General features: G+C 64.3%; 20 protein-coding genes. 6 read left to right on the forward strand and 14 right to left on the reverse strand.

The annotated features are described in order from the left end of the window. Window positions 1–14: 14 nt before the first annotated feature. From prmA to WH265_RS22635, 5 genes are all read right to left on the reverse strand, one after another. Window positions 15–935, reverse strand: coding sequence for a 50S ribosomal protein L11 methyltransferase (gene prmA, locus WH265_RS22615; RefSeq protein WP_339559737.1), 921 nt, complete (start codon window positions 933–935; stop codon window positions 15–17). Between the two features lie 75 nt (window positions 936–1,010). Then, window positions 1,011–2,366 (reverse strand): acetyl-CoA carboxylase biotin carboxylase subunit, encoded by a 1,356-nt coding sequence (gene accC, locus WH265_RS22620; RefSeq protein ID WP_021026145.1) that lies wholly within the window; start codon window positions 2,364–2,366, stop codon window positions 1,011–1,013. Between the two features lie 10 nt (window positions 2,367–2,376). Further along, window positions 2,377–2,829: an acetyl-CoA carboxylase biotin carboxyl carrier protein gene (gene accB, locus WH265_RS22625; protein ID WP_021026146.1), complete on the reverse strand. Its 453-nt coding sequence runs from the start codon at window positions 2,827–2,829 to the stop codon at window positions 2,377–2,379. 118 nt (window positions 2,830–2,947) lie between these two features. After that, window positions 2,948–3,529, reverse strand: coding sequence for a TlpA disulfide reductase family protein (locus tag WH265_RS22630; RefSeq protein WP_339519735.1), 582 nt, complete (start codon window positions 3,527–3,529; stop codon window positions 2,948–2,950). A gap of 6 nt (window positions 3,530–3,535) precedes the next feature. Next, window positions 3,536–4,132: a hypothetical protein gene (locus WH265_RS22635; protein ID WP_339559738.1), complete on the reverse strand. Its 597-nt coding sequence runs from the start codon at window positions 4,130–4,132 to the stop codon at window positions 3,536–3,538. A gap of 103 nt (window positions 4,133–4,235) precedes the next feature. On the opposite strand from WH265_RS22635, the gene mpl reads away from it, so the two are divergent. Further along, window positions 4,236–5,639: a UDP-N-acetylmuramate:L-alanyl-gamma-D-glutamyl-meso-diaminopimelate ligase gene (gene mpl / locus WH265_RS22640; protein ID WP_339559739.1), complete on the forward strand. Its 1,404-nt coding sequence runs from the start codon at window positions 4,236–4,238 to the stop codon at window positions 5,637–5,639. Window positions 5,640–5,720: 81 nt separating this feature from the next. On the opposite strand, the gene WH265_RS22645 is transcribed toward mpl, so the two are convergent. From WH265_RS22645 to rodA, 9 genes are all read right to left on the reverse strand, one after another. Beyond that, window positions 5,721–7,247 carry a tripartite tricarboxylate transporter permease gene (locus tag WH265_RS22645; RefSeq protein ID WP_339559740.1) on the reverse strand — a complete coding sequence of 509 codons (1,527 nt, stop codon included), beginning with the start codon at window positions 7,245–7,247 and terminating at the stop codon, window positions 5,721–5,723. Then, a complete protein-coding gene (locus tag WH265_RS22650; protein ID WP_339559741.1) occupies window positions 7,244–7,687 on the reverse strand; it encodes a tripartite tricarboxylate transporter TctB family protein in 444 nt (147 codons plus the stop codon). Before WH265_RS22650 ends, WH265_RS22645 begins: the two co-directional genes overlap by 4 nt. A gap of 134 nt (window positions 7,688–7,821) precedes the next feature. Then, a complete protein-coding gene (locus WH265_RS22655; RefSeq protein WP_339559787.1) occupies window positions 7,822–8,742 on the reverse strand; it encodes a tripartite tricarboxylate transporter substrate binding protein in 921 nt (306 codons plus the stop codon). Between the two features lie 235 nt (window positions 8,743–8,977). Continuing rightward, window positions 8,978–10,492 carry a sensor histidine kinase gene (locus WH265_RS22660; RefSeq protein WP_339559742.1) on the reverse strand — a complete coding sequence of 505 codons (1,515 nt, stop codon included), beginning with the start codon at window positions 10,490–10,492 and terminating at the stop codon, window positions 8,978–8,980. Next, the gene (locus WH265_RS22665; RefSeq protein ID WP_339559743.1) at window positions 10,489–11,196 is read right to left on the reverse strand and encodes a response regulator; all 708 of its coding nucleotides are present in this window, start codon (window positions 11,194–11,196) and stop codon (window positions 10,489–10,491) included. Before WH265_RS22665 ends, WH265_RS22660 begins: the two co-directional genes overlap by 4 nt. Before the next feature lie 194 nt (window positions 11,197–11,390). After that, window positions 11,391–11,702 (reverse strand): hypothetical protein, encoded by a 312-nt coding sequence (locus WH265_RS22670; RefSeq protein ID WP_021027764.1) that lies wholly within the window; start codon window positions 11,700–11,702, stop codon window positions 11,391–11,393. 59 nt (window positions 11,703–11,761) lie between these two features. After that, window positions 11,762–12,916, reverse strand: a complete 1,155-nt coding sequence (locus WH265_RS22675) for a 3-deoxy-7-phosphoheptulonate synthase (RefSeq protein WP_339559744.1) — start codon at window positions 12,914–12,916, stop codon at window positions 11,762–11,764. A gap of 423 nt (window positions 12,917–13,339) precedes the next feature. Beyond that, the gene (tldD, locus tag WH265_RS22680) at window positions 13,340–14,830 is read right to left on the reverse strand and encodes a metalloprotease TldD (RefSeq protein ID WP_021027762.1); all 1,491 of its coding nucleotides are present in this window, start codon (window positions 14,828–14,830) and stop codon (window positions 13,340–13,342) included. Between the two features lie 139 nt (window positions 14,831–14,969). Further along, on the reverse strand, window positions 14,970–16,142 hold the full coding sequence (gene rodA / locus WH265_RS22685) for a rod shape-determining protein RodA (protein ID WP_116926555.1): 1,173 nt from the start codon (window positions 16,140–16,142) through the stop codon (window positions 14,970–14,972). A 151-nt stretch (window positions 16,143–16,293) separates the two neighbouring features. Here rodA and WH265_RS22690 point away from each other — a divergent pair, with 151 nt between their 5' ends. From WH265_RS22690 to WH265_RS22710, 5 genes are all read left to right on the forward strand, one after another. After that, window positions 16,294–16,884 (forward strand): YqiA/YcfP family alpha/beta fold hydrolase, encoded by a 591-nt coding sequence (locus WH265_RS22690; protein ID WP_339559745.1) that lies wholly within the window; start codon window positions 16,294–16,296, stop codon window positions 16,882–16,884. Between the two features lie 105 nt (window positions 16,885–16,989). Further along, the gene (locus WH265_RS22695; protein WP_339559746.1) at window positions 16,990–19,056 is read left to right on the forward strand and encodes a ribonuclease catalytic domain-containing protein; all 2,067 of its coding nucleotides are present in this window, start codon (window positions 16,990–16,992) and stop codon (window positions 19,054–19,056) included. A 9-nt stretch (window positions 19,057–19,065) separates the two neighbouring features. Then, window positions 19,066–19,938: an energy transducer TonB gene (locus WH265_RS22700; RefSeq protein WP_339519719.1), complete on the forward strand. Its 873-nt coding sequence runs from the start codon at window positions 19,066–19,068 to the stop codon at window positions 19,936–19,938. Window positions 19,939–20,072: 134 nt separating this feature from the next. Then, window positions 20,073–20,918 (forward strand): shikimate dehydrogenase, encoded by an 846-nt coding sequence (gene aroE / locus WH265_RS22705; RefSeq protein ID WP_339559747.1) that lies wholly within the window; start codon window positions 20,073–20,075, stop codon window positions 20,916–20,918. 56 nt (window positions 20,919–20,974) lie between these two features. Continuing rightward, window positions 20,975–21,763: a transglycosylase domain-containing protein gene (locus tag WH265_RS22710; RefSeq protein WP_339559748.1), complete on the forward strand. Its 789-nt coding sequence runs from the start codon at window positions 20,975–20,977 to the stop codon at window positions 21,761–21,763. The last annotated feature ends 31 nt before the right edge of the window (window positions 21,764–21,794 follow it).

The raw sequence follows: 21,794 nt of genomic DNA on the forward strand, positions 1-21,794 counted from the left end.
GTAGGGTCAGAAGTTCAGCGGCCTGTCCCGGTGGCGGAATCTGCTGCGCGCCGTGCTGTCATCAGCACCCAGCCGTCTTCGGTATCGGCCACGTCCAGCTGCAGATAAGGGGCGTAGGCGGCTTTCAGCTCATCGGTCTGGCGCTCCAGGATGCCGGCCAGCACCAGGTGGCCACCCTGGGCCACATGGGCGCAGAGCAAGGGGGCCAGCACCTTCAGCGGCGTAGCCAGGATATTGGCCAGCACCGTCTGGTACTCGCCCTGGGCGGCATCAGGCAAGCCGGCGCGCAGCTGCACATGGTTGGCCTGGGCGTTGTATTCGGTCGATTCCACGGCAGCGGTGTCAATGTCCACCGCATCAATATCCACCGCACCAAACTTGGCGGCACCAATGGCCAAAATGCCGGAGCCGCAGCCGTAGTCGAGCACACGGCCCAGGTCCTGGCCTTGCGCGCCGCGCTGGGCAATCCAGCGCAGGCACATGCGGGTAGTGGGGTGGGTGCCGGTGCCAAAGGCCAGGCCCGGGTCCAACCGGATGCTGCGGGTCGCGGCCGCTGGTAGCTCATGCCAGGTGGGCACAATCCAGAATTCCGGCGTGATGTCCACCGGAGCGAACTGCGATTGGGTCAGGCGCACCCAGTCTTGCTCGGTCACTTCACGGATGCCCAGCAGGCTGCAACCTGCAAAGAAATCCTGCAGCTGCAGCAGGCTCTGCGCCTCCTCGGCCGCAGCGCGCTGCGGGAACAGCGCCACGATGCGGCTGCGCTGCCAGCCATCCTTGGGCGGCGGCATGCCGGGCTCGCCAAACAGCGCCTGCTCGGCATCGGTCTGGGCATCGGCATCTTCGACCGAGACGCTGAGCGCATCGAGCGCATCCAGCGCTTCGCTCACGCTCTCGACCCGGTCTTCCGGGCACATCAGGCACAGTTCGTACATGACAGGGTTTCCTTAATGCAAAAAGCTGGCATTCCTTTGGAAATGCCAGCATCTATCACGATGAAAGGGGGCGCATCAGCGCTTGCGCGCAGCCAGCCACTCTTCCAGATAGTGGATATTGGTGCCGCCGGCATTGAACTTGGCATCCACCATCAGCTCCGAATGCAGCGGGATATTGGTCGAAATCCCTTCGACCGCCGTCTCCAGCAGCGCGGTGCGCATGCGGGCAATGGCCTGTTCGCGGGTGTCGCCATAGACGATCAGCTTGCCGATCATCGAGTCGTAGTTCGGTGGCACAAAGTAGTTGGCGTACACATGCGAATCGACGCGCACACCCGGGCCGCCAGGCATGTGCCAGGTGGTGACCCGGCCAGGCGATGGCGTGAACTTGTAGGCATCTTCGGCGTTGATCCGGCATTCGATCGCATGACCGCGCATCTGCGCGTTGATCTGGCGCTGCGTGAACGGCAGTTTCTCGCCAGCGGCCACCATGATCTGGGTGCCGACGATATCCACGCCGGTGATCCATTCGGTCACCGGGTGCTCGACCTGCACGCGGGTGTTCATCTCGATAAAGTAGAACTCGCCGTTTTCGTACAGAAACTCGAACGTGCCCGCGCCGCGGTAGCCGATCTTCTTGCAGGCGGCCACGCAGCGGTCACCGATCTTCTCGATCAGGCGGCGTGGAATGCCAGGGGCCGGCGCCTCTTCAATCACCTTCTGGTGGCGGCGCTGCATGGAGCAGTCGCGCTCGCCCAGGTAGACGGCGTTCTTGAACTTGTCGGCCATCACCTGGATTTCGATGTGGCGCGGGTTTTGCAGGTACTTTTCCATGTACACCGCAGGATTGCCGAACGCAGCACCAGCTTCGGCCTTGGTCATCTGCACGGCATTGACCAGCGCAGCCTCGGTATGCACCACGCGCATGCCACGGCCACCACCGCCGCCTGCGGCCTTGATGATCACCGGGTAGCCGATGGCCTTGGCAATGCGGCGGATCAGCGCGGGGTCATCGGGCAATTCGCCATCGGAGCCAGGCACGCAAGGCACACCGGCCTTGATCATCGCCTGCTTGGCCGAGACCTTGTCACCCATGATGCGGATGGACTCGGGCGTCGGGCCAATGAACTGGAAGCCGCTCTTTTCCACGCGCTCGGCAAAGTCGGCGTTCTCGGACAGAAAGCCGTAGCCAGGGTGGATCGCCTCGGCGTCGGTCACTTCGGCCGCCGAGATGATGGCCGGCATGTTCAGGTAGCTTTGGGCCGACGGAGCCGGGCCAATGCAGACGGCCTCATCGGCCAGCTTCACATACTTGGCGTCGCGGTCGGCCTCGGAATAGACCATCACGGCCTTGATGCCCAGCTCGCGGCAAGCGCGCTGCACACGCAGTGCGATCTCTCCGCGATTGGCAACCAGAATTTTCTTGAACATGGGCGAGGCCTTATTCAATGATGAACAAAGGCTGACCAAATTCCACGGCCTGGCCGTTTTCGCCCAGGATCTGCTTGATCGTGCCGGACTTGTCGGCTTCGATCTCATTGAGGATCTTCATCGCTTCAATGATGCACACGGTGTCGCCTTCCTTGACCTGGCTGCCGACCTCGACAAAGGCCTTGGCGCCGGGCGCGGACGAGCGGTAGAACGTGCCTACCATCGGCGACTTGACCGTATGGCCTTGCGCCGCAGCGGGAGCAGCTTCTGCCGGCGCAGCGGCAGCAGCGGGGGCCGCTGCAGGGGCCGCAGCGGGCAACACGGGCGCCGCCATCACTTGCTGCACCACAGCGCCGCCGCCCTTCACAATGCGAACCTTGCCTTCTGCTTCGGTGATTTCCAACTCCGAGACATTCGATTCGGACACGAGATCGATCAGGGTTTTCAGCTTGCGTAAATCCATGGGAGCTCCAACGGCTAGAAAATCAAACAGGGCGCAAATTTACTCCAATTTCGCCCTATTTGACTCAATATCTTTGATTTTTGATCAACGGCACTACTGCCGTCCCGGCTTGCACACCTTATAGACTTGCCCAATTTTGCAAGTCAGATGCAAGAAGTTGCCCCATTTTACGATGTTGAACGTCACCTTGCCTACCAAATACCACTGTGAACGGTAGGCCGCCTGCGGAATTGCCCAGGTCACGCGTCAGCTGCGTGCCGCCCATGCCGGCAATCCCCACGGGGAAGGCCAGCGGCGTGCGCTGCAAAAAACGCTGTACTGCCGCATCCTGGTCCACCGCCAAACCCACCACCTGCCAGCCTTTGGCGCGCTGCGCTTCGTAGAACTGGTTGAGCATCGGCAGCTCTTCAACACAAGGCGGGCACCAGGTGGCCCAAAAGTTCAGCAGCAAAGGCTTGCCCTGGAAGGCCTGCATGCGCACTTCGGTCTGCCCACCGGGCGCCGCAAAGGCCTGGCCCCACAGCCCGTCCATCGCCGGGCCACTGGGCTCGGCCAAGCGGTGGCGCCACCAGGCCCAGCCTGCACCGGCGGCCAAAGCTGCCGCCGCCACGCCACCGGTCAGCAGGCGCCGGCGGCTGGCGGCGGCCTGCGCTGGCAAGGTTTGCGCTGCATCAACAGGCGCGCGTTCAGGTGTCGGCATGGGGCATCACTCCGTGGGTGGGGTCAGCAGGCGGCGCACCGCCTCCAGCGAGCCGCGCGGTGTGCGGCCCTGGGCATCGGGCTTCAAGGCGCCGCGCAGGTCATCCAGGTCATAGACCAGGTAGTGCACACCAATGTTTTCATGGAGCGGTTTGCAAAGGCTGCTGATCGACAAGGCATCCACCGTCTCACCGTGGAAACCGTTGATCGACGATACCTCATAGCGCACGCCATGGTCAATCAGCGCAATCTCAGCTGATTTGGAGTCATCGCAGAACAACTGAATGTATATATCAGACAGGCGCGTGGCCGTGCCATTCCAGACGGCGCCTGCCAGATAAGGCCGGAAAGCCTCCATGCGCTCCATCCACACTACGGCCATCTCGCGCAAGGCGCGCAACTCAGCGGGCTGGGTGTCGGCGCAGAACAGCTCAAGGTACTCGCGCACCGCCGCTTCCAGCACCTCGTTGTCGGGCAGCGCCGTGCGGCCTGGCAGCCCCAGCTGCTTGACGGCGCGCTTCTTGGCCGGCCCCCACTCCAGGCCTTCCTCCACCACCATGCGTGCGGCGGTATAGGCGATTTCCCAGCTTGCATCAGTCTTCATGCATTCCATTGTGTCGGATTTGCATGGCCCCTGCGGCACTTGCTTGCAATTACAGCCGCCCAGAGCGCGGCTTATATCCGGACGCGCCGTAGAATCGACGTCCATGCACATTCATATTCTGGGTATCTGTGGCACCTTTATGGGTGGCGTGGCCGCACTGGCACGCGAGGCTGGGCACAAGGTGACGGGCTGCGACAGCGGCGTCTACCCGCCGATGAGCGACCAACTGCGCGCGCTGGGCATCGAGCTGATCGAAGGCTTTGGCGCCGACCAGCTCGCGCTGCAACCCGATATGTACGTGGTCGGCAACGTCGTCAGCCGTGCGCGCCTGGACGATGGCTCACCCAAGTTTCCGCTGATGGAGGCCATCCTCGACACCGGCGCCCCCTACACCAGCGGCCCCCAATGGCTGGCCGAGCATGTACTGCAGGGCCGCCATGTGCTGGCCGTGGCCGGCACCCATGGCAAAACCACGACGACCTCGATGCTCACCTGGATTCTGGAGGCCGCCGGCCTGCAGCCGGGCTTTCTGGTCGGCGGCGTGCCGCTGGATTTTGGCGTCTCCGCCCGCCTGGGTGCGCCCACCCGGCCCGGCGGTGGCGACCCACGCCCCGTGTTTGTGATTGAGGCCGACGAATACGACACCGCCTTTTTCGACAAGCGCAGCAAGTTTGTGCACTACCGCCCCCGCACTGCCGTGCTGAACAACCTGGAGTTCGACCATGCCGACATCTTTGATGACCTGGCAGCGATTGAGCGCCAGTTCCACCACCTGGTGCGCACCGTGCCCGCCAGCGGCCGCGTGGTGGCCAATGGTGTTGAAGAAAGCCTGACCCGCGTGCTGCACCAAGGATGCTGGAGCGAAGTGGTGCGCTTTGGCGCTGCCATTGACGATATGCGCGCCGAGGGCGACCCGTCCAACTTTGAGGTGCTCTACAAAGATGCGCCCGCTGGCAGGGTGCAGTGGGGCCTGAGCGGCGTGCACAACCAGATGAATGCGCTCGCTGCCATCGCTGCGGCCCAGCATGTGGGCGTGGCACCCGCAGAAGCGGCCCAAGCCTTGTCGCGCTTTCAGAACGTCAAGCGCCGCATGGAATTGCGTGGCACCGCTGCCGGCATCCAGGTCTACGACGATTTTGCCCACCACCCCACGGCCATCCGCACCACCTTGGATGGCCTGCGCCAGCAGGTGGGCGCGCAAACCCGCATTCTTGCGGTGTTCGAGCCGCGCAGCAACACGATGAAGCTGGGCACGATGAAGTCGCAACTGCCCTGGTCGCTGGAATCGGCCGACCTGGCCTTTTGCCACACTGCCGGCCTGGACTGGGACGCTGCCCAGGCCCTGGCCCCCATGGGCGCGCGCGCCCAGACCGCCAGCAATATCGACAGCCTGATCGCCCAGGTGCTGCAGGCAGCCAAGGCCGGAGACGTGATCGTCTGCATGAGCAATGGCGGCTTTGGTGGTATCCACGACAAATTGCTCAAGGCGCTCGCCGCCCGCAACTGAGCGGTCTGCGCGACGGCCCTCCCCAAGAAAAAGGCGCCCCCCAGGTGCTCGCCTTTCTATTAATAGCGCACTGCGCAGCCATCAAGCGGCAGATGGCTCTGCCCGCTTGCGCTTGACCCACCAACGGTAGCCCATGGGCCCCAGCACCACCGCAGCTGCCAGCACCCAGAGGATGGTGCAGACCGTGCTGGCCCAGAGGATGGACACATCGCCATTGGTGATGGACAGCGCACGCCGCAGGTTTTGCTCCATCATCGTGCCCAGCACAACGCCCAGCACCATCGGCGCCATGGGCACCTGGAGCTTGCGCAGCAGGTAGCCGATCACGCCGATGGCGACGACCGCCATCAGGTCAAAGGTCGTGGCACTGATGGCATAGACACCGATAAAGCTGATGGCCAGGATGCCCGGCACCAGCAGCCAGCCCGGGATGGACAGCATCGAGGCAAACACCCGCACCATCGGGATGTTCATGACCAGCAGCATCACATTGGCAATCAGCAGCGAGGCGATCAAGCCCCAGACCAGCGCGGGCTGCTGCTCAAACAGCACCGGGCCGGGGGTGATGTTGTAGAGCGTGAGCGCGCCCATCATCACGGCCGTCGTCCCCGAGCCAGGGATGCCCAAGGTGAGCATGGGGATGAACGAGCCGGTAGCGGCGCTGTTGTTCGCCGCCTCAGGCGCGGCCAGGCCACGCATGTCTCCCTGGCCAAATTTGGCATCCGGGTCTTTGTCTTCTATATAGCGCTTCTCGGTGGCATAGGCCACGGCCGACGCCACGCTGGCGCCCGCCCCTGGCAACACGCCCATCACAAACCCGAGCAGGCTGCCACGGATGGTGCTGCCGGAGGTAAAGCGCAGCTCGCGCAGATTGAAGAGCTTGCGTTGGCTGGGCGGCACTTCGACGCTTTGGCCCGAGAGCTTGTTCTCCAGCATTTGCAGCATTTCCGCGACGGCAAACAAGCCAATGACAACGACGACAAAATCCAGGCCATCGGCCAGGTGCGGGATGTCGAAGGTATAGCGGTAAACGCCGGAGTTCGCATCCACGCCGATGGTCGCAATCGACAGCCCGATGGCGGCCGCCAGAACCCCTTTGATGGGTTGCTCCCCCAGCAAGCTGGTGAGCGCACAGAAGGCAAACACCATCAGCACAAAGTACTCCGCCGGGCCAAATGCCAAGGCCCACTGCGCCAGAAAAGGCGCAAACGCGGCGATACCGACAATGGCGATGAGGGAGCCGACAAAGGAGGACCAGGCCGACAGGGACAGCGCCACGCTCCCCAGCCCCTGGCGCGCCAGCGGGTAGCCATCCAGCGTGGTCATAACCGCAGCCGCCTCGCCGGGCACATTGATCAGGATCGAGGTGATCCGGCCTCCGTATTCGGCACCCACATAGACAGCGGCCAGCAAGATCAAGGCGGTATCGGGCGGCAAGCCCATCGCAAAGGCGATCGGCACCAGCATGGCGACCCCGTTCGTCGGGCCCAGGCCCGGCAGCACACCGACGATGGTGCCAAAGAACGAGCCAATCAGTGCCACGAGCAAGTTGGTGCCCGAGAAGGCAACACCAAAACCCAGGGAGAGGTTATCCAGCATCGCGCTCATAGCAGCCCCTCCAGCCAGCCCAGTGGCAGCACCACGTCCAGCAAGCGGTCAAAAAGAACATAAAACAGCACGCTCAGGCTGGTGCCACCGATCCCGCACTGCAGCCAGCTGCCACCAAAGAGCCGGCCCACGCAAGCGGCAACCACGGCCGTGGCCAGCACAAAGCCGGCCCACTGGAACAGCCCGGCATACACCAGCACCAGCGCCACCATCAGCGCAATGCGGCTGTTGGCCCCGGGCGGGTTGGGCGCTGCCGGGTTGCCGCCTTTCACAACAAGGCGCAGGCCACACAAGCCAATCACCGCGGCCAGCAACATAGGAAAGGCGCGCGGACCCACGGGCTCGTAGGCAAATGCTGCCTCCAGCCCGTGTCCAAACCACGCCAGAAAGGCCGATAGCAGCAGCGCCGCCACGCCCAGGGTGCGATCATTGAGAACCATAGATATCTTTCCGCAAGATGTGCGAGTGCGGCGGACCAGGACATCTGGCCGCCTTGTTCAAGCCCCATGGGCCATGGCTGGCAGGTGCCAGGCCCAGGCAGGCCTTACTTGACCAGCTCCTACTTGACCAGGTCTTACTTGACCAGGTCAAAGGACGTGGCCAGCTCGGTGTAGTGCCGGGTACGGGCCTTGATGTAGTGGTCGAGCTCGGCCCCCGTCTTGTTCAAGGGCATGAGACCCAGTTGCGCCTGGGCCTTGCGGAACTCGGGCGTGGCCATGGCTTTGTCAAACGCCTGCTGCCACCAGCGGTAGTCGGCATCCGATACCTTGGGCCCCACGTAGAAACCCCGGATGATCGGCCATTCGATGTTGAAGCCCTGCTCGGCCGCGGTCGGCACGTCGGCCAGCTTGCCCGGCAAGCGTTCGGAGTGGAAGACCGCCAGCACGCGGATGGGGGCACCGCCTTCGAGCATGGTGACCGCCTCGGCCGCATCCCCCATGAAGGCCTGGACATGGCCGCCGCGCAGCGCCGTGACGGCCTCGCCACCGCCCTCAAAGGCAACGAAGCGCATTTTCTTGTAGTCCACGCCGGCGGCGCGCGCGGTCAGCGCTGCCTTCATCCAGTCCTGGCTGCCAATGGAGCCGCCCGCGCCCAGCACCACCTGGCTCGGATCTTCCTTGAAAGCCGCCATCAGGCCCTTGAGATCCTGGTGGGGCGAATCCGCCCGCACCACGGCCACACCGTAATCCGCACCCACAGTGGCCAGCCAGCGCACATCATCGGCGCTGTACTTGCCAAACTTACCCTGGGCCAGATTGAGCAGCGAGCCACTGGAGAAGGCAGCAATGGCGCTGCCATCTGCCGGGCGCTGGGTGATGATGCTGTTGTAGGCCACCGCACCAATGCCGCCAGGCATGTAGACGATGCGCATGGGTTTCTGGAGCGCCTTGGACTCGCGCATGCCCGTCTGGGCCAGGCGGCAGGTCAGGTCAAACCCGCCGCCAGGCTGGGCCGGGGCAATGCACTCCGGGCGGCGGGGCTCTGCCTGCGCCATCGCTGGCGCCCAGGTGCTCGCTGCGATGACCGTGCTGATGAAAAGGCCTGAGGCCTGGCCTGATAAACGGCTTGCAAACATCGGTTTTGTCTCCTTTTTTGGGCATGGGCGCTTTGGCCAAGGGGCGGCTGGCCGGAACCTGGCTGGCAGCGCTGGCCAAGCGTGAAACCTGGTCGGGCGAAGGATCGCCACCAAGGTAGACAAAGACTAAACGCTCGCGGCTTTCAATAGCCTTTCAATTCGGGGTTATTCCCAGGTCAGCGGCGGTATGCGGCATCCGGAAGCTGCCGTGCAAACCCAGCTGCCCCTGCGCATCACGGCCATTGGCCAGCTTGAACTCGGCGCCATGCATCTGGGCAATGGTCTGCACAATGGCCAGGCCCAGGCCCGCGCCCTGCTGGCGCTTGCCCGCAGCACCACGCCGAAACCGGCTGCCCGCCTGTGCCCTGTCGTGCTCGCTCATGCCCCCGCCGCTGTCGATCACCACCAGCGCGATGGACGACGCGCTGCCCTGCAGCTGCACGGTGACCTGGCCACCGGCAGGCGTATAGCGGATGGCGTTGTCCACCAGGTTGCTGATAGCCTCGCGCAGCAGCCAGCCCAGGGCCTGCACCTGCCACCCTCGGGGGTCGTCGCCCAACCCCACCACATCCAGCCCCAGGTCAATCTGCTTGGCGCGCGCGAGCGGCCACAAGGTGGTGACCACCTGCTCCGCCAGTGCCCGCAGATCGACCTCGGCAAATTGCGATCGGATACTGGCAGCGGCCCCGGCATCTCGGGCGCGGGCCAGCGCCAGCATCTGCTGGGTCAGGCGCTCGGCCCGGCCCAGACCGTCTTGCATCGCATGCAGTGCAGCCCGCATCTGGGCCGGGTCCCGCTCACGCAATGCATAGCCGATCTGGGTACGCAGCAAGGCCAGCGGCGTGCGCAGTTGGTGGGAGGCGTCATCGAGAAACTGCCGCTGGGCCTGGGCGCTGTGGGCATAGCGTTCCACCAAGTGGTTCAGCGATTGCACCAGTGGCCGCACTTCTGCAGGCAGGCTGGCCGCATCGATGGGCGAGAGGTCATCCCAGGCGCGCGCATCCAGGTGCTGGCGCAGGCGCTTCAATGGCCTGAGCGCGCGCACCACGCCCGCCACCAGCAACACCACGCTGATGCCGACCAGCAGCACATCGCGCAAGATGGCACGCGTGACCATGTGCCGCTCCACCAGCGCACGCTCCTGAAGATTCTCTGCCACCTGCACCACGATGCGGCTGTGCGGATTGCCCGCGACGGGCGGGTCCGCCAGCCGAGCCCAGGCGGCCACACGGATGGGCTCATTCAGGTACACCGCGTCATAGAACTGCGGCACGCCGAGTTCGAGCTCGCCCTCGGGCAAAGGAAGGCCCGGATTCCCCATTTCGACCAGACCGTCCTCGGTCGCGACCCGGAAGTAGACCCGGCCGTTGACCGTCAGCTCGAAGAATTCCAGCAGAAGATACGGCTGCTCCACACTCAAGCCGCCGCTGGCCGTGGAGATGTTGTAGTGGATCGCACGCAACGCGCCCGCCAGCGCACGGTCATAGGCCTCGTCAACCTGGATGCGCAGGCTGTAGGTGGACCACAGCAAGCTGCCGCCCATGCCCAGCAGCAAACCCGGCACCAGCCACACCAGCAGCGCAGCCTTCAAAGAGCGGGCGCGATCACGCCAGCGGTGGCGCCAAGCAGCGCGGCCATCCAGATCGCGATCGGCGCTGCGCCAGATCATGGGCCTTGCAATGCAGCGCCGGCTACGCCACGGCCTTGCGCCTCTTCCAGGCAGTAGCCCAGACCGCGCAGGGTGACAATCTGCACGCCACGGCCCAAGAGCTTCTTGCGCAGGCGAAACACCAGTACCTCAATGACCTGGAGGTTCACATCCCGGTCTCCAAGGAAGACCCGGTCCAAGATACTTTGCTTGCCCACTGGCTCACCGCTGCGCTGGATGAGCGCCAGCAACACCGCATGCTCTCGGGGTGTCAGCGGCAAGGCATCGCCCGCCATCGAAAAGCGCTGCGCAGCGACATCAAACTGCAGCGGCCCGCAGGACAGCCGAGGGTGCTCGCGCCCCCGGCTGCGGCGAACCAGGGCCTGCAGGCGCGCCTCCAACTCATCGAGCAAAAAGGGTTTGGCCAGAAAGTCGTCGGCACCATTTTTGAGCGTGCCGACGCGCTCAGCCAGGGAGTCCCGCGCGGTCAGCACCAGGACGGGTGTGCGGTCATCGCGCTCGCGCATGCGCTCCAGCACGGTGCGGCCATCGATGCCAGGCAGACCCAGGTCCAGCACTACCGCATCAAAGTCTTCCTGCTGCAGGCGCAGATCTGCCATCTGCCCATCGCCCACCCAGTCCACGACGATGCCCGACTGCTGCGCCAACGTTCGGGCCAGCCAGTGCGCCAGATCTTGTTCATCCTCCACCAACAGGATTCGCATCCACCCTCCCTCCCGAGATATCTGCCAGATGCACCCATGGTTGGAGCAACACCCTCTTCAGCCAGCATTCATAGCGGTTGATTAACGATGCATTCTCCACAATAGAAAAAACCCACTCATTGTCGAGCGGGTTTTTGGCGTGGTGAGCGAACCCAGCGGTTCGCGCTTTGAGGTCAGGCGGGCAGTGAGAACGCTTAAAACGAGGCCGTCATCGCCTTGGTGTTCACCACCACCGTGGGCCGGCCCACCGCGCCTACGCTGGCACGGGCAAACTGCGCCAGCCATTGGGCATCGCCCAGCAGCGGAGCGCCAGCGGCCTTGGCAACGACGACAACTTTGTCGACGATCAGCACCTTGCCGCTGGCGCGCAGCGGCTCGCAGTCCATACGCAGAAATTCCTGGTCCAGCCAGCGGCGCCCGTCCTCGTTGGACATGGCCTCCGCACTGTCAAAGCCATGGACAAACTCTTGGCCATCCTCGAGCAGAACCCGTACTTCATTGCGCATGACAATCCCTTATTGGTGGTGCAAACGGGGCGGGCAGCGGCCGCCCCAAAGCCGCCAGCTTACACCGTTGCAGCGGCACGCTCCTCGGTATTTGCGCGCACGCGGCGGGCCTGCACCGCGTCGGACAGCTCGGCCAAGGTCTCCAGCGAGTCGTCCCAGCCCAGGCAGGCATCGGTGATGCTCTTGCCGTACTCCAGGCTGTCCGGATCGTTCTTGCCGGGGGTGAACTTCTGCGCGCCGGCTTGCAGGTGGCTCTCGATCATCACGCCAAACACGCTGCGCGAGCCGCCTTCGATCTGCTGGGCAATATCGCGCGCCACCTCTTTTTGCTTCTCGTGCTGCTTGCTGCTGTTGGCATGGCTGCAGTCCACCATCAGGGTGGCGGGCAGGTGCGCGGCCTCCAGGTCCTTGCAGGCGGCGGCCACATGGACGGCATCGTAGTTGGGCGTCTTGCCGCCGCGCAGGATCACGTGGCAGTTGGTATTGCCCTTGGTGTGCACGATGGCGACCTGGCCGTTCTTGTGCACCGACAGGAAATGGTGCGGGCGGCTGGCCGATTGGATCGCGTCAGTGGCGATGCGGATATTGCCATCGGTGCCGTTCTTAAAACCCACCGGCGCCGAGATGCCCGAGGCCAGCTCGCGGTGCACCTGGCTCTCCGTCGTGCGCGCGCCAATCGCGCCCCAGCTGATCAGGTCGCCAATGTACTGGGGCGAGATCATGTCCAGGAACTCGCTGCCCGCGGGCACGCCCTGGCGGTTGATCTCGATCAGCAGCTGGCGCGCAATGCGCAGGCCTTCGTCGATGCGGTAGCTCTCGTCGAGGTAGGGGTCGTTGATCAGGCCCTTCCAGCCCACCGTGGTGCGGGGCTTTTCGAAGTAGACCCGCATGACGATCTCCAAGGTACCTTCGTACTGCTTGCGCACGGCCTTGAGGCGGCGGGCGTATTCCAGCGCGGCTTGCGGATCATGGATCGAGCAGGGGCCGATGATGACCAGCAGGCGGTCATCCGTGCCGGACATGATGTTGTGGATGTTTTGGCGGGTGTTGCTGATCAGCGATTCAACGGGCGTGCCGTTGATGGGGAAGAAGCGAATCAGATGCTCGGGTGGCGGCAGCACAGTAATGTCCTTGATACGTTGGTCGTCGGTTTGGCTTGTTTTCTCGACACCGCGATACCAAGCATCGCTTGTGGGTTGGGCTTGCTGAGTCATCTGAGGATCCTGAATGTGTGAGTGGTTTATGCAACAAAAAACCGCCGGGCTTTTCAGCTTCGGCGGTTGTCTGGAGGTTTAGGTGCTCGCGCGCTTCTAGACCTCTCGTCCGCCTGGGACAGAGAACCAAAAGTAAAAGGTAAAAGCGCTACGTGCTTGCATGTTTTTCAATGTACCACATCTGCGGGCGGCGCAATTCATCATTCTGTATAAAACGCACAAAAATTGCAAAAAATAAGATTTCAAAGTTGAAATCACACCATTGCTTTGTCAATTTGTTTCTATACGCGTTTTTATTGCGCAGCTGAGAAAGACACACTGCAGAAAGATGTCAAAAAACAAACGCCTGCGCGGCAGAAACCGCGCAGGCGTTTGGTTGATTCTTGCGTTAGCCGCCGCCTAAGCAGCGGCTATTTGGATCGCTCAGGCCGTACCGCCCACCGTCAAACCATCGATACGCATGGTCGGCTGGCCCACGCCCACGGGCACGCTCTGGCCTTCCTTGCCACAGGTGCCCACGCCGCTGTCCAGGCGCATGTCGTTGCCGATCATGCTGACGTGCTTGAGGCACTCGGGGCCGCTGCCCACGATGGTGGCGCCCTTGACGGGGTACTGGATCTTGCCGTTCTCGACCCAATAGGCTTCGCTGGCGGAGAACACGAACTTGCCGCTGGTGATGTCGACCTGGCCACCGCCAAAGTTGGTCGCATACAGGCCCTTTTGCATCGAGGCGATGATTTCCTGCGGATCCTTGTCGCCCCCCAGCATGTAGGTGTTGGTCATGCGCGGCATGGGGATGTGGGCATAGCTCTCGCGCCGGCCATTGCCGGTGGGCTTGACCTTCATCAGGCGCGCATTCATCGCATCCTGGATATAGCCCTTCAAGATGCCGTCTTCGATCAGCACATTGCGCTGGGTCGGCTGGCCCTCGTCGTCCACATTGAGCGATCCGCGGCGGTCGGCGATCGTGCCGTCGTCCAGCACCGTCACGCCCTTGGCCGCCACGCGCTGGCCAATCATGCCACTGAACGCGCTCGAGCCCTTGCGGTTGAAGTCGCCCTCCAAGCCATGGCCCACCGCCTCATGCAGCAGCACACCGGGCCAGCCCGGGCCCAGAACCACGGTCATCACGCCGGCTGGCGCGGGACGCGATTCCAGGTTGACCAGGGCCGCCTTGACGGCCTCGTCCACATATTGCTGCACCAGCTCATCGTCAAAATAGGCCAGACCGAAGCGGCCACCGCCGCCGGCCGAGCCCACTTCGCGGCGGCTCTTGCTCTCGGCGATCACCGTGACCGACAGGCGCACCAGCGGGCGCACATCGGCAGCCAGGGTGCCATCGGCACGGGCGACCAGGACCACATCGTGTTCAGCGGCGAGACCTGCCATCACCTGCTTGACGCGCGGATCCTTGGCACGGGCCAGTTTCTCGACCTTTTCCAGCAAGGCGACCTTGGCGGTGCTGTCGAGCGTGGAGATCGGGTCCAGATCGGGGTAGAGCGAGCGGCTCAGCGCAATCTTCTTGGCAGGCACCTTGACCTGGCGCGACTGGCTTTGCGCCCCAATGCTGCGCACCGTATGGGCGGCATCCAACAGCGATGCCAGCGAGATGTCGTCCGAATAGGCAAAGGCCGTCTTCTCGCCGGACACCGCGCGCACGCCCACGCCCTGGTCGATCGAGAAGGAGCCCGTCTTGACGATGCCCTCTTCCAGGCTCCAGCCTTCGGCCCGGGTGTACTGGAAGTACAGGTCTGCATCGTCCACCTTGTGGGCGCGAATGTCCGCCAGCGCGCGCGCCAGATGGCTGTCATCCAGACCAAAAGGCGTCAGCAACAGGCTGCGCGCTATATCCAGTCGTTGTTCGGTAGAAGCCGCCAGCGGCTTGGCCACAGCAAGGTCAAAAGGTGCATTCATAGAGACGATTTTAGGGCTTGCGCAATGGCCGTGGGCCCATGCGTTGATTTGCGGCGGCCAGCGGGCCAGCCGCGACCTCTTCCGTATCTGCGGCTGGCGGGGGTGTTTTCAATGGCAAAGCCTGGCCTGCACCTGTCCGCTAGAGCCGCGGCGCCTGCTCCCGCGCCAGCTGGCGCTGCGATCGGGCGACCGACATCAAGATCCCCAGCGCCAGCCCCAGGGTGACCATGGCCGTGCCCCCGTAGCTGACAAAGGGCAGGGGCACACCCACCACCGGCAGGATGCCGCTGACCATGCCCATGTTAACGAAGGCATAGGTAAAAAAGATCATCGCCACCGCACCGGCCATCAGGCGGCCAAACAAGGTGGGCGCGCGCATCGCAATGGCCAGGCCGCGCCAGACCAGCAGCAGGAAGAAAAAGATCAGCAGCAGGTTGCCGGCCAGGCCGAACTCTTCGGAAAACGCGGCAAAGATAAAGTCCGTGGTGCGCTCGGGGATGAACTCCAGATGGGTCTGCGTGCCCGCCATAAAGCCCTTGCCCATAAAGCCGCCCGAGCCGATGGCAATCATCCCCTGGATGATGTGAAAGCCCTTGCCCAGCGGGTCGCGGGTGGGGTCCAGCAAGGTACAGACGCGCTGGCGCTGGTATTCATGCAGCACCACCAGGTCCATACCGTCTTCGCACAGATGGTGGCCATAGATGGCGATCAGCAGCAGGCCGATGACGCCAATCAGCACCGGCGGGATGATGAGCTTCCAGGACAGGCCGGCAAAATAGATTACCGCCAGGCCCGCAGCCATCACCAGCAGCGACGTGCCCAGGTCGGGCTGCTTCATGATGAGGCCCACTGGGATGACGAGAATCGCAAACGCGACGACAAAATCGGCCGGGCGCAAGGCCCCTTCGCGGCGCTGGAACCACCAGGCCAGCATCAGCGGCATCGCAATCTTCAGCAGCTCACTGGGCTGGATGACGATGCCCAGGTTCACCCAGCGCTGCGCGCCCTTCTTGGTGATACCAAACAGCGCCACGGCGATCAGCAAGGCAACGCCCAAGCCATACAGCGGCAGCGCAAAGCTGGCCAGCCGGTGCGGCGGGATCTGCGACACCACCAGCAAGATGCCCAGCGCCAGCAGCATATTGCGGCCATGGTCGGAAAAGCGGGTGCCATGGTCAAACCCGGCGGAATACATGGCCGTCAGTCCGATGGCGGCCAGGGCGCCGATGATGAAGATCAGCGGCCAGTCATAACCGCGCAGCATCGGCATGAGACGCTGGAACAGATTCGGTTTATCAAGAACTTCGGACATGGCCGCCATTATCTCTGCTTGGCACAGAATGGCCGCCAGCGCTAGCGGTAAAGACCGGTTTTACCTGTGTCACCCGAACCAAATCAATTCAACAAAACAACTAAGGTTGTCAAGGCCTTAGCAGTGGCGGTCTGGGCGCTATCATTTGTGTATGACGACCACCCACTTGCTCTACCTGCACGGCTTTCGCTCCTCCCCCCAATCGGCCAAGGCCCAGCGCCTGCAACGCCATATTGAAGACACCCGCCCGCATGTGGTGTGGTCAGCCCCCCAGCTGCCCGCCTCGCCCCGGCAAGCGGCCGATCTGCTGCTGCAAACCACCCGCAGCTGGGCCGGCCTGCCGCCCGAGAGCCTGGCGGTCGTCGGCTCCTCGCTGGGCGGCTTTTATGCCAGCTGGGTGGCCCAGCAGCTGCGCTGCAAGAGCGTGATGATCAACCCCTCGACAACGCCCTGGGTCACCTTGGCGCAGCACCTGGGCGAGCAAACGGCCTGGCACAACCCGGAAGAATCCTTCTTCTTCCGCCCGGAGTACCTGGACGAGCTGCAGGCACTGAACGTCAACGGCCAGCCCCCTGCCGCGGCCCAGCTGCTGATTGCCGCCATGGGCGACGAGGTGCTGCACTGGCAGGACATGGTCGCGCGCTACCCCGCCGCCCAGCTGCTGCTGGACGAGGGCAGCGACCATGCGCTGTCCAACTTCGAGAGCTATCTGCCGCAGATCGACAAGTTTCTGGGCTGGTAAACACCAGCGCTGGCTGGCCCGCCCGCCGTGGGCCGGCCAGAGCCCCCACGCAAAAAACCCTGCGAGCGCGCCCCGGCACCATCCAGCATGGGAAAATGCCCGGCTATGTATGCACTGTTTGACGACGCTGGCAAATTTTTGGCCGGCCGTATCCTCTCCGAAGCTGAAAGCTCCGCCCAAATTGAATTGGACTCCGGAAAACGGGTCAAGGTCAAAGCAGCGAACCTGCTTCTCAAATTTGACAAGCCCACGCCTGCGGAGCTGATCGCACAGGCGCAAACCCTGTCGGCGGACATCGACCCCCAGCTGGCCTGGGAGTTTGCGCCCGAGCAGGAGTTTGGCTTTGCCGACTTGGCGCGCGACTACTTCTCGGAGAACGCCTCGATCACCGAACAGGTGGCGGCGCTCTTCACCTTGTTTGAAGCACCGCACTACTTCCGCCGCGCCGGCAAGGGCCGCTTCAAGAAGGCACCGGCCGAGATCGTGCAGCAAGCGCTGGCCGCCATCGAGAAAAAGGCCCAGATCCAGGCCCAGATCGACGGCTGGGCGGCCGAACTCGTCAACGGCCAGTGCCCCGCGCCCGTGCAGCAGCAGCTCTACAAGATCCTGTTCCGCCCCGACAAGAACGCGCCCGAGTACAAGGCCGTGGTCGAAGCCAGCCGCAAGGCGCAGCTCGCGCCGCTGGCGCTGCTGCAACAGGCCGGTGCCATCGACTCGTCCTACCAGTTCCACTGGCAGCGCTTTTTGTTTGACAACTTCCCCAAGGGCACGGGCTTCCCGGCCGTCACCGCGCCGCTGCCGCCTGCCGATCTGCCTTTGGCCACGGTGGAGGCCTACTCCATCGACGATTCGGCCACGACCGAAATCGACGATGCGCTGTCGGTACAAGGCCTGGGCACCGGCCAGGTGATCGTCGGCGTGCACATTGCAGCACCTGGTCTCGCGATCGAGCCCGGCTCGGCGCTTGACCATCTGGGCCGCAGCCGCTACTCCACCGTCTACATGCCGGGCTACAAGGTCACGATGCTGCCCGATGAAGTGGTGCAGATCTACACCCTGGATGAGGGCCGTGCCAACCCCGCCGTCTCGCTCTACGTCACCTACGACGAAGCCACGCTGGAGGTGCTCCACAAGGAAACGCGCCTGGAGCGTGTACCGGTGGTTAGCAACTTCCGCTACGACAAGCTCGACCACATCGCCACCGAAGCCTGGCTGACCGACCCGGCGCTGCAGGTCGAGGACACGCCCCAGCCGCTGCTGGACAAGCGCGACGAGCTGAGCTTTCTCTACCGCCTCTCGCGCCACCTCAAGGCCGGCCGCGAAGTGGTGCGCGGCAAGCCCGAGAATTTCAACCGCCCGGACTACAACTTCCGCCTGCAAGGCAATGGCGGCCAGGTGCCCAACGGCAGCGAGACGGTGCAGATCTCCGTGCGCAAGCGCGGCGCGCCGCTCGATCTGATCGTGGCCGAGGCGGCCATCGTCGCCAACAGCAGCTGGGGCCAGCTGCTGGCGGACTATGGCGTGCCCGGCATCTACCGCAGCCAGGCCAGCCTGGCACCCGGCATCAAGGTGCGCATGTCCACCAAGGCCTTGCCGCATGCCGGCATCGGCGTCAAAAGCTATGTCTGGGCCACGTCGCCACTGCGCCGCTACACCGACCTGGTCAACCAGTGGCAGATCATCGCCTGCGCGCGCCATGGCGCCACCGCCGCGCTGGTCGCCCCGTTCAAGCCCAAGGATGCGGAACTGTTCTCCATCATCAGCGGCTTTGATGCGGCCTACAGCGCCTACAACGGCTACCAGGCCGGCATGGAGCGCTACTGGACCTTGAAGTACCTGGCGCAGAACAGCATCAGTGACCTCACTGCAACAGTTATGAAGGAAGGCCCGGCAGGCAGCATGCTGGTGCGTGCAGATGAACTACCATTGGTGTTTCCGGTGCTGGGCGCGCAGAGTTTGCCGCGTGGTGCCCAGGTCCGGGTCAAGCTCGGCGAGATCGACGAGATCACGCTGGATGTGACCGGAACCGTGCTGGAGAGACTGGACGACGAACAGGCCAACCAGGCCGAGACAGAGTCGCCGGAAGATGAGGAGGAGGCTGTGGCTGGGCCCATCGCAATCGCGGTGGACATGGGCGACGGTGAGGACGCGGCGACCACAAAAACCGATTAACCCGGAACCGTGAAGTTTTTCCAATTTCTTCGATCGCTGTCCACGCTGCAACTGGCGCTGGCCGTGTCCGTGCTGGTGCACGCCGCCATCTTGAGCATCCGCTTTGTCGACCCCCAGGCCTTTGACCGGGTGTTCGAGGACACCCCGCTCGAAGTGATTCTGGTCAACGCCAAGTCCAACGACGCCCCGCCTGACAAGGCCCAGGCCGTCGCCCAGGCCAACCTGGCCGGCGGCGGCGAATCAGCCAACAGCCAGGAGCGCGCCACCAGCCCCATGCCCTACTCGGCCATCACCAACATGGGTGATGACTTTGAAGAGCGCCAGCGCCAGCTCGATGCCATGCAGACCCAGCAGATGCAGCTTTTGGCCGACCTGCGCAACCAGCTGGCCCAGTACCAGCCGCCCGATACGCGCAAGGCCAGCGCCTCGCAGGCGGAAGTCGAGCAGGAAGAAAAGCACCAGCAGCTGCTCAAGATGCTCGCCGAGATCGAAAAGCGCATCCACGAAGAAAACGCCCGCCCCAAGAAGCGCTACATCAGCCCCGCCACGCGCGAAGAGGTGTTCGCCATCTACTACGACCAGCTGCGCCGCAAGGTCGAGGACCGGGGCACCAGCAACTTCCCCGAAGCCGGTGGCCGCAAGCTCTATGGCGAGCTGGTGATGATCATGACCGTCAACCACGACGGCCGGGTGCTGGGCACCGAGGTCTACAAAAGCTCGGGCAACCAGCAGCTCGACCGCCGGGCCGAGGCCATTGCCGTCAGCAGCGGCCCCTTTGGCCACTTTGGCCCGGCGCTGCGCGCCAAGGCCGACCAGATTGCCGTCGTCTCCAAATTCCGCTTCACCCGCGAGCAGACATTGGAAACGGCCAATTTGCAGTAAAGTGGCAGGCGCTTGAGCGCCATGCTGGCGGGCCCCCTTGCGCCGCCACCGGATGCCCAGCGCATGCCCTTTTTTCTGCCATGCGCGGCCAGCGCCTTCACCGCGCAGCCGCTACGGCCCAGGCCCTTACGACCATGCCCCTTCCAGACCGCTATTGCGTGATGGGCAACCCGATTGCCCACAGCCGCTCACCCCGCATCCACACGCTGTTTGCGCAGCTGACCGACCAGGCGCTGGTCTATGAGGCCAAGCTGGTGGCGCTGGACGGTTTTGACGCGGCCCTGCGCCAGCTGGTGCAGGCCGGCACCCGGGGCATGAATGTGACCGTTCCCTTCAAGCTCGACGCCGCGCGCCTGGCCGACAGCCTCAGCGAGCGCGTGCTGCGTGCGGGCGCGGCCAACACCCTGGTGGTGGGCGCCGATGGCCGCATCCACGCCGACAACACCGATGGCCTGGGCCTGGTGGCCGATATCGTGCGCAATGCGGGGGTGGCGCTCACCGGCCAGCGCGTGCTGCTGCTGGGCGCCGGCGGCGCCGCTGCCGGCGCGCTGGCGCCGCTCATGGCCCAGGCACCGGCGCTGCTCGTGGTCTGCAACCGCACCCATGCCAAGGCCCAGGATCTGGTGGACCAGCATGCCGACCTGGCCCAGGGCTCGGCCACCCAGTTGCTGGCGCTGGAAGCGGGCACACTCGAAGGCCCCTTCGATGTGGTGATCAACGCCACCGCCAGCAGCCTGCAAGGCGCGGCCATCCCGGTGCCCGGCGCGCTGCTGCGCCCCGGCGCGCTGGCCTACGACATGATGTACGGCCCCGCCGCCCAGCCCTTTTTGCAGTGGGCCGCGCAGCACGGCGCCCAGGGCCGCGATGGCCTGGGCATGCTGGTCGAGCAAGCGGCCGAGGCCTTTGCGCTGTGGCGCGGTGTGCGCCCCCCCTCCCAGCCGGTGCTGGCGCAGCTGCGCAGCGAACTGGCCGCCCACTGAGCGCAGGCGCCGATGGTCCCCAGCCCTCTCCCCGCCTTAGCCCGCAGGCCCCGCCGATGAAAGCGATTGCGCGCTGGATCGGCTGGGCACTGCTGCTGGGCATCGCGCTGCAGCTGTTCTTTGTCGCCCGCATTGCGATGATGGCCCGCGTGGACCCGGCCTCCACCGCCTTCGAGCGCAGCGAAGCCTGGCGCCAGCTGCGCCAGGACGGGCGCTTGCACTGGCGCCAGCAATGGCAGCCCTTGTCGCAGATATCGGTCAACCTGCAGCGCGCGGTGATCGCCTCCGAGGACGACGACTTTGTCAACCACGATGGCGTGCTCTGGGATGCGATTGAAAAGGCCCGCGCGCGCAATGCCAAGGCCATCGAGCGCGCCGAGCAGCGCCGGGAAAAGGCCCTGGCACGCGCCCAGGCCCAGGCCGAGCGGCGGGGTGAGGCCTTTGACCCCAGCGCGGTGCAAGCCGGCCCGCCCGCCAGGATCATGGGCGGCTCCACCATCACCCAGCAGCTGGCCAAGAACCTGCTGCTGTCGTCGGAGCGCAGCCTGCTGCGCAAAGGCCAGGAGCTGCTGCTGACCTACACCTTGGAGTTCCTGCTGAGCAAGCAGCGCATTCTGGAGCTGTACCTGAACCATGCCGAATGGGGAGACGGCGTGTTTGGCGCCGAGGCCGCCGCCCAGCGCTACTTTGGCAAACCGGCCGCCCAGCTGAGCGCCTATGAAGCGGCGCGCCTGGCCGTCATGCTGCCCAACCCCAAGGGTGCGGACAAGAACCCCAACTCCGCCTACCTGAACCGCCGCAGCGCCACCATCGCGGCACGCATGCGCTATGCTGAGCTTCCCTGACAGGCGCCCGCGCCCCCACCCCTTTTGAGAC

The sequence above is a fragment of the Comamonas sp. MYb396 genome, assembly GCF_037479555.1.
In the GTDB taxonomy this organism is placed as follows: domain Bacteria; phylum Pseudomonadota; class Gammaproteobacteria; order Burkholderiales; family Burkholderiaceae_C; genus Comamonas.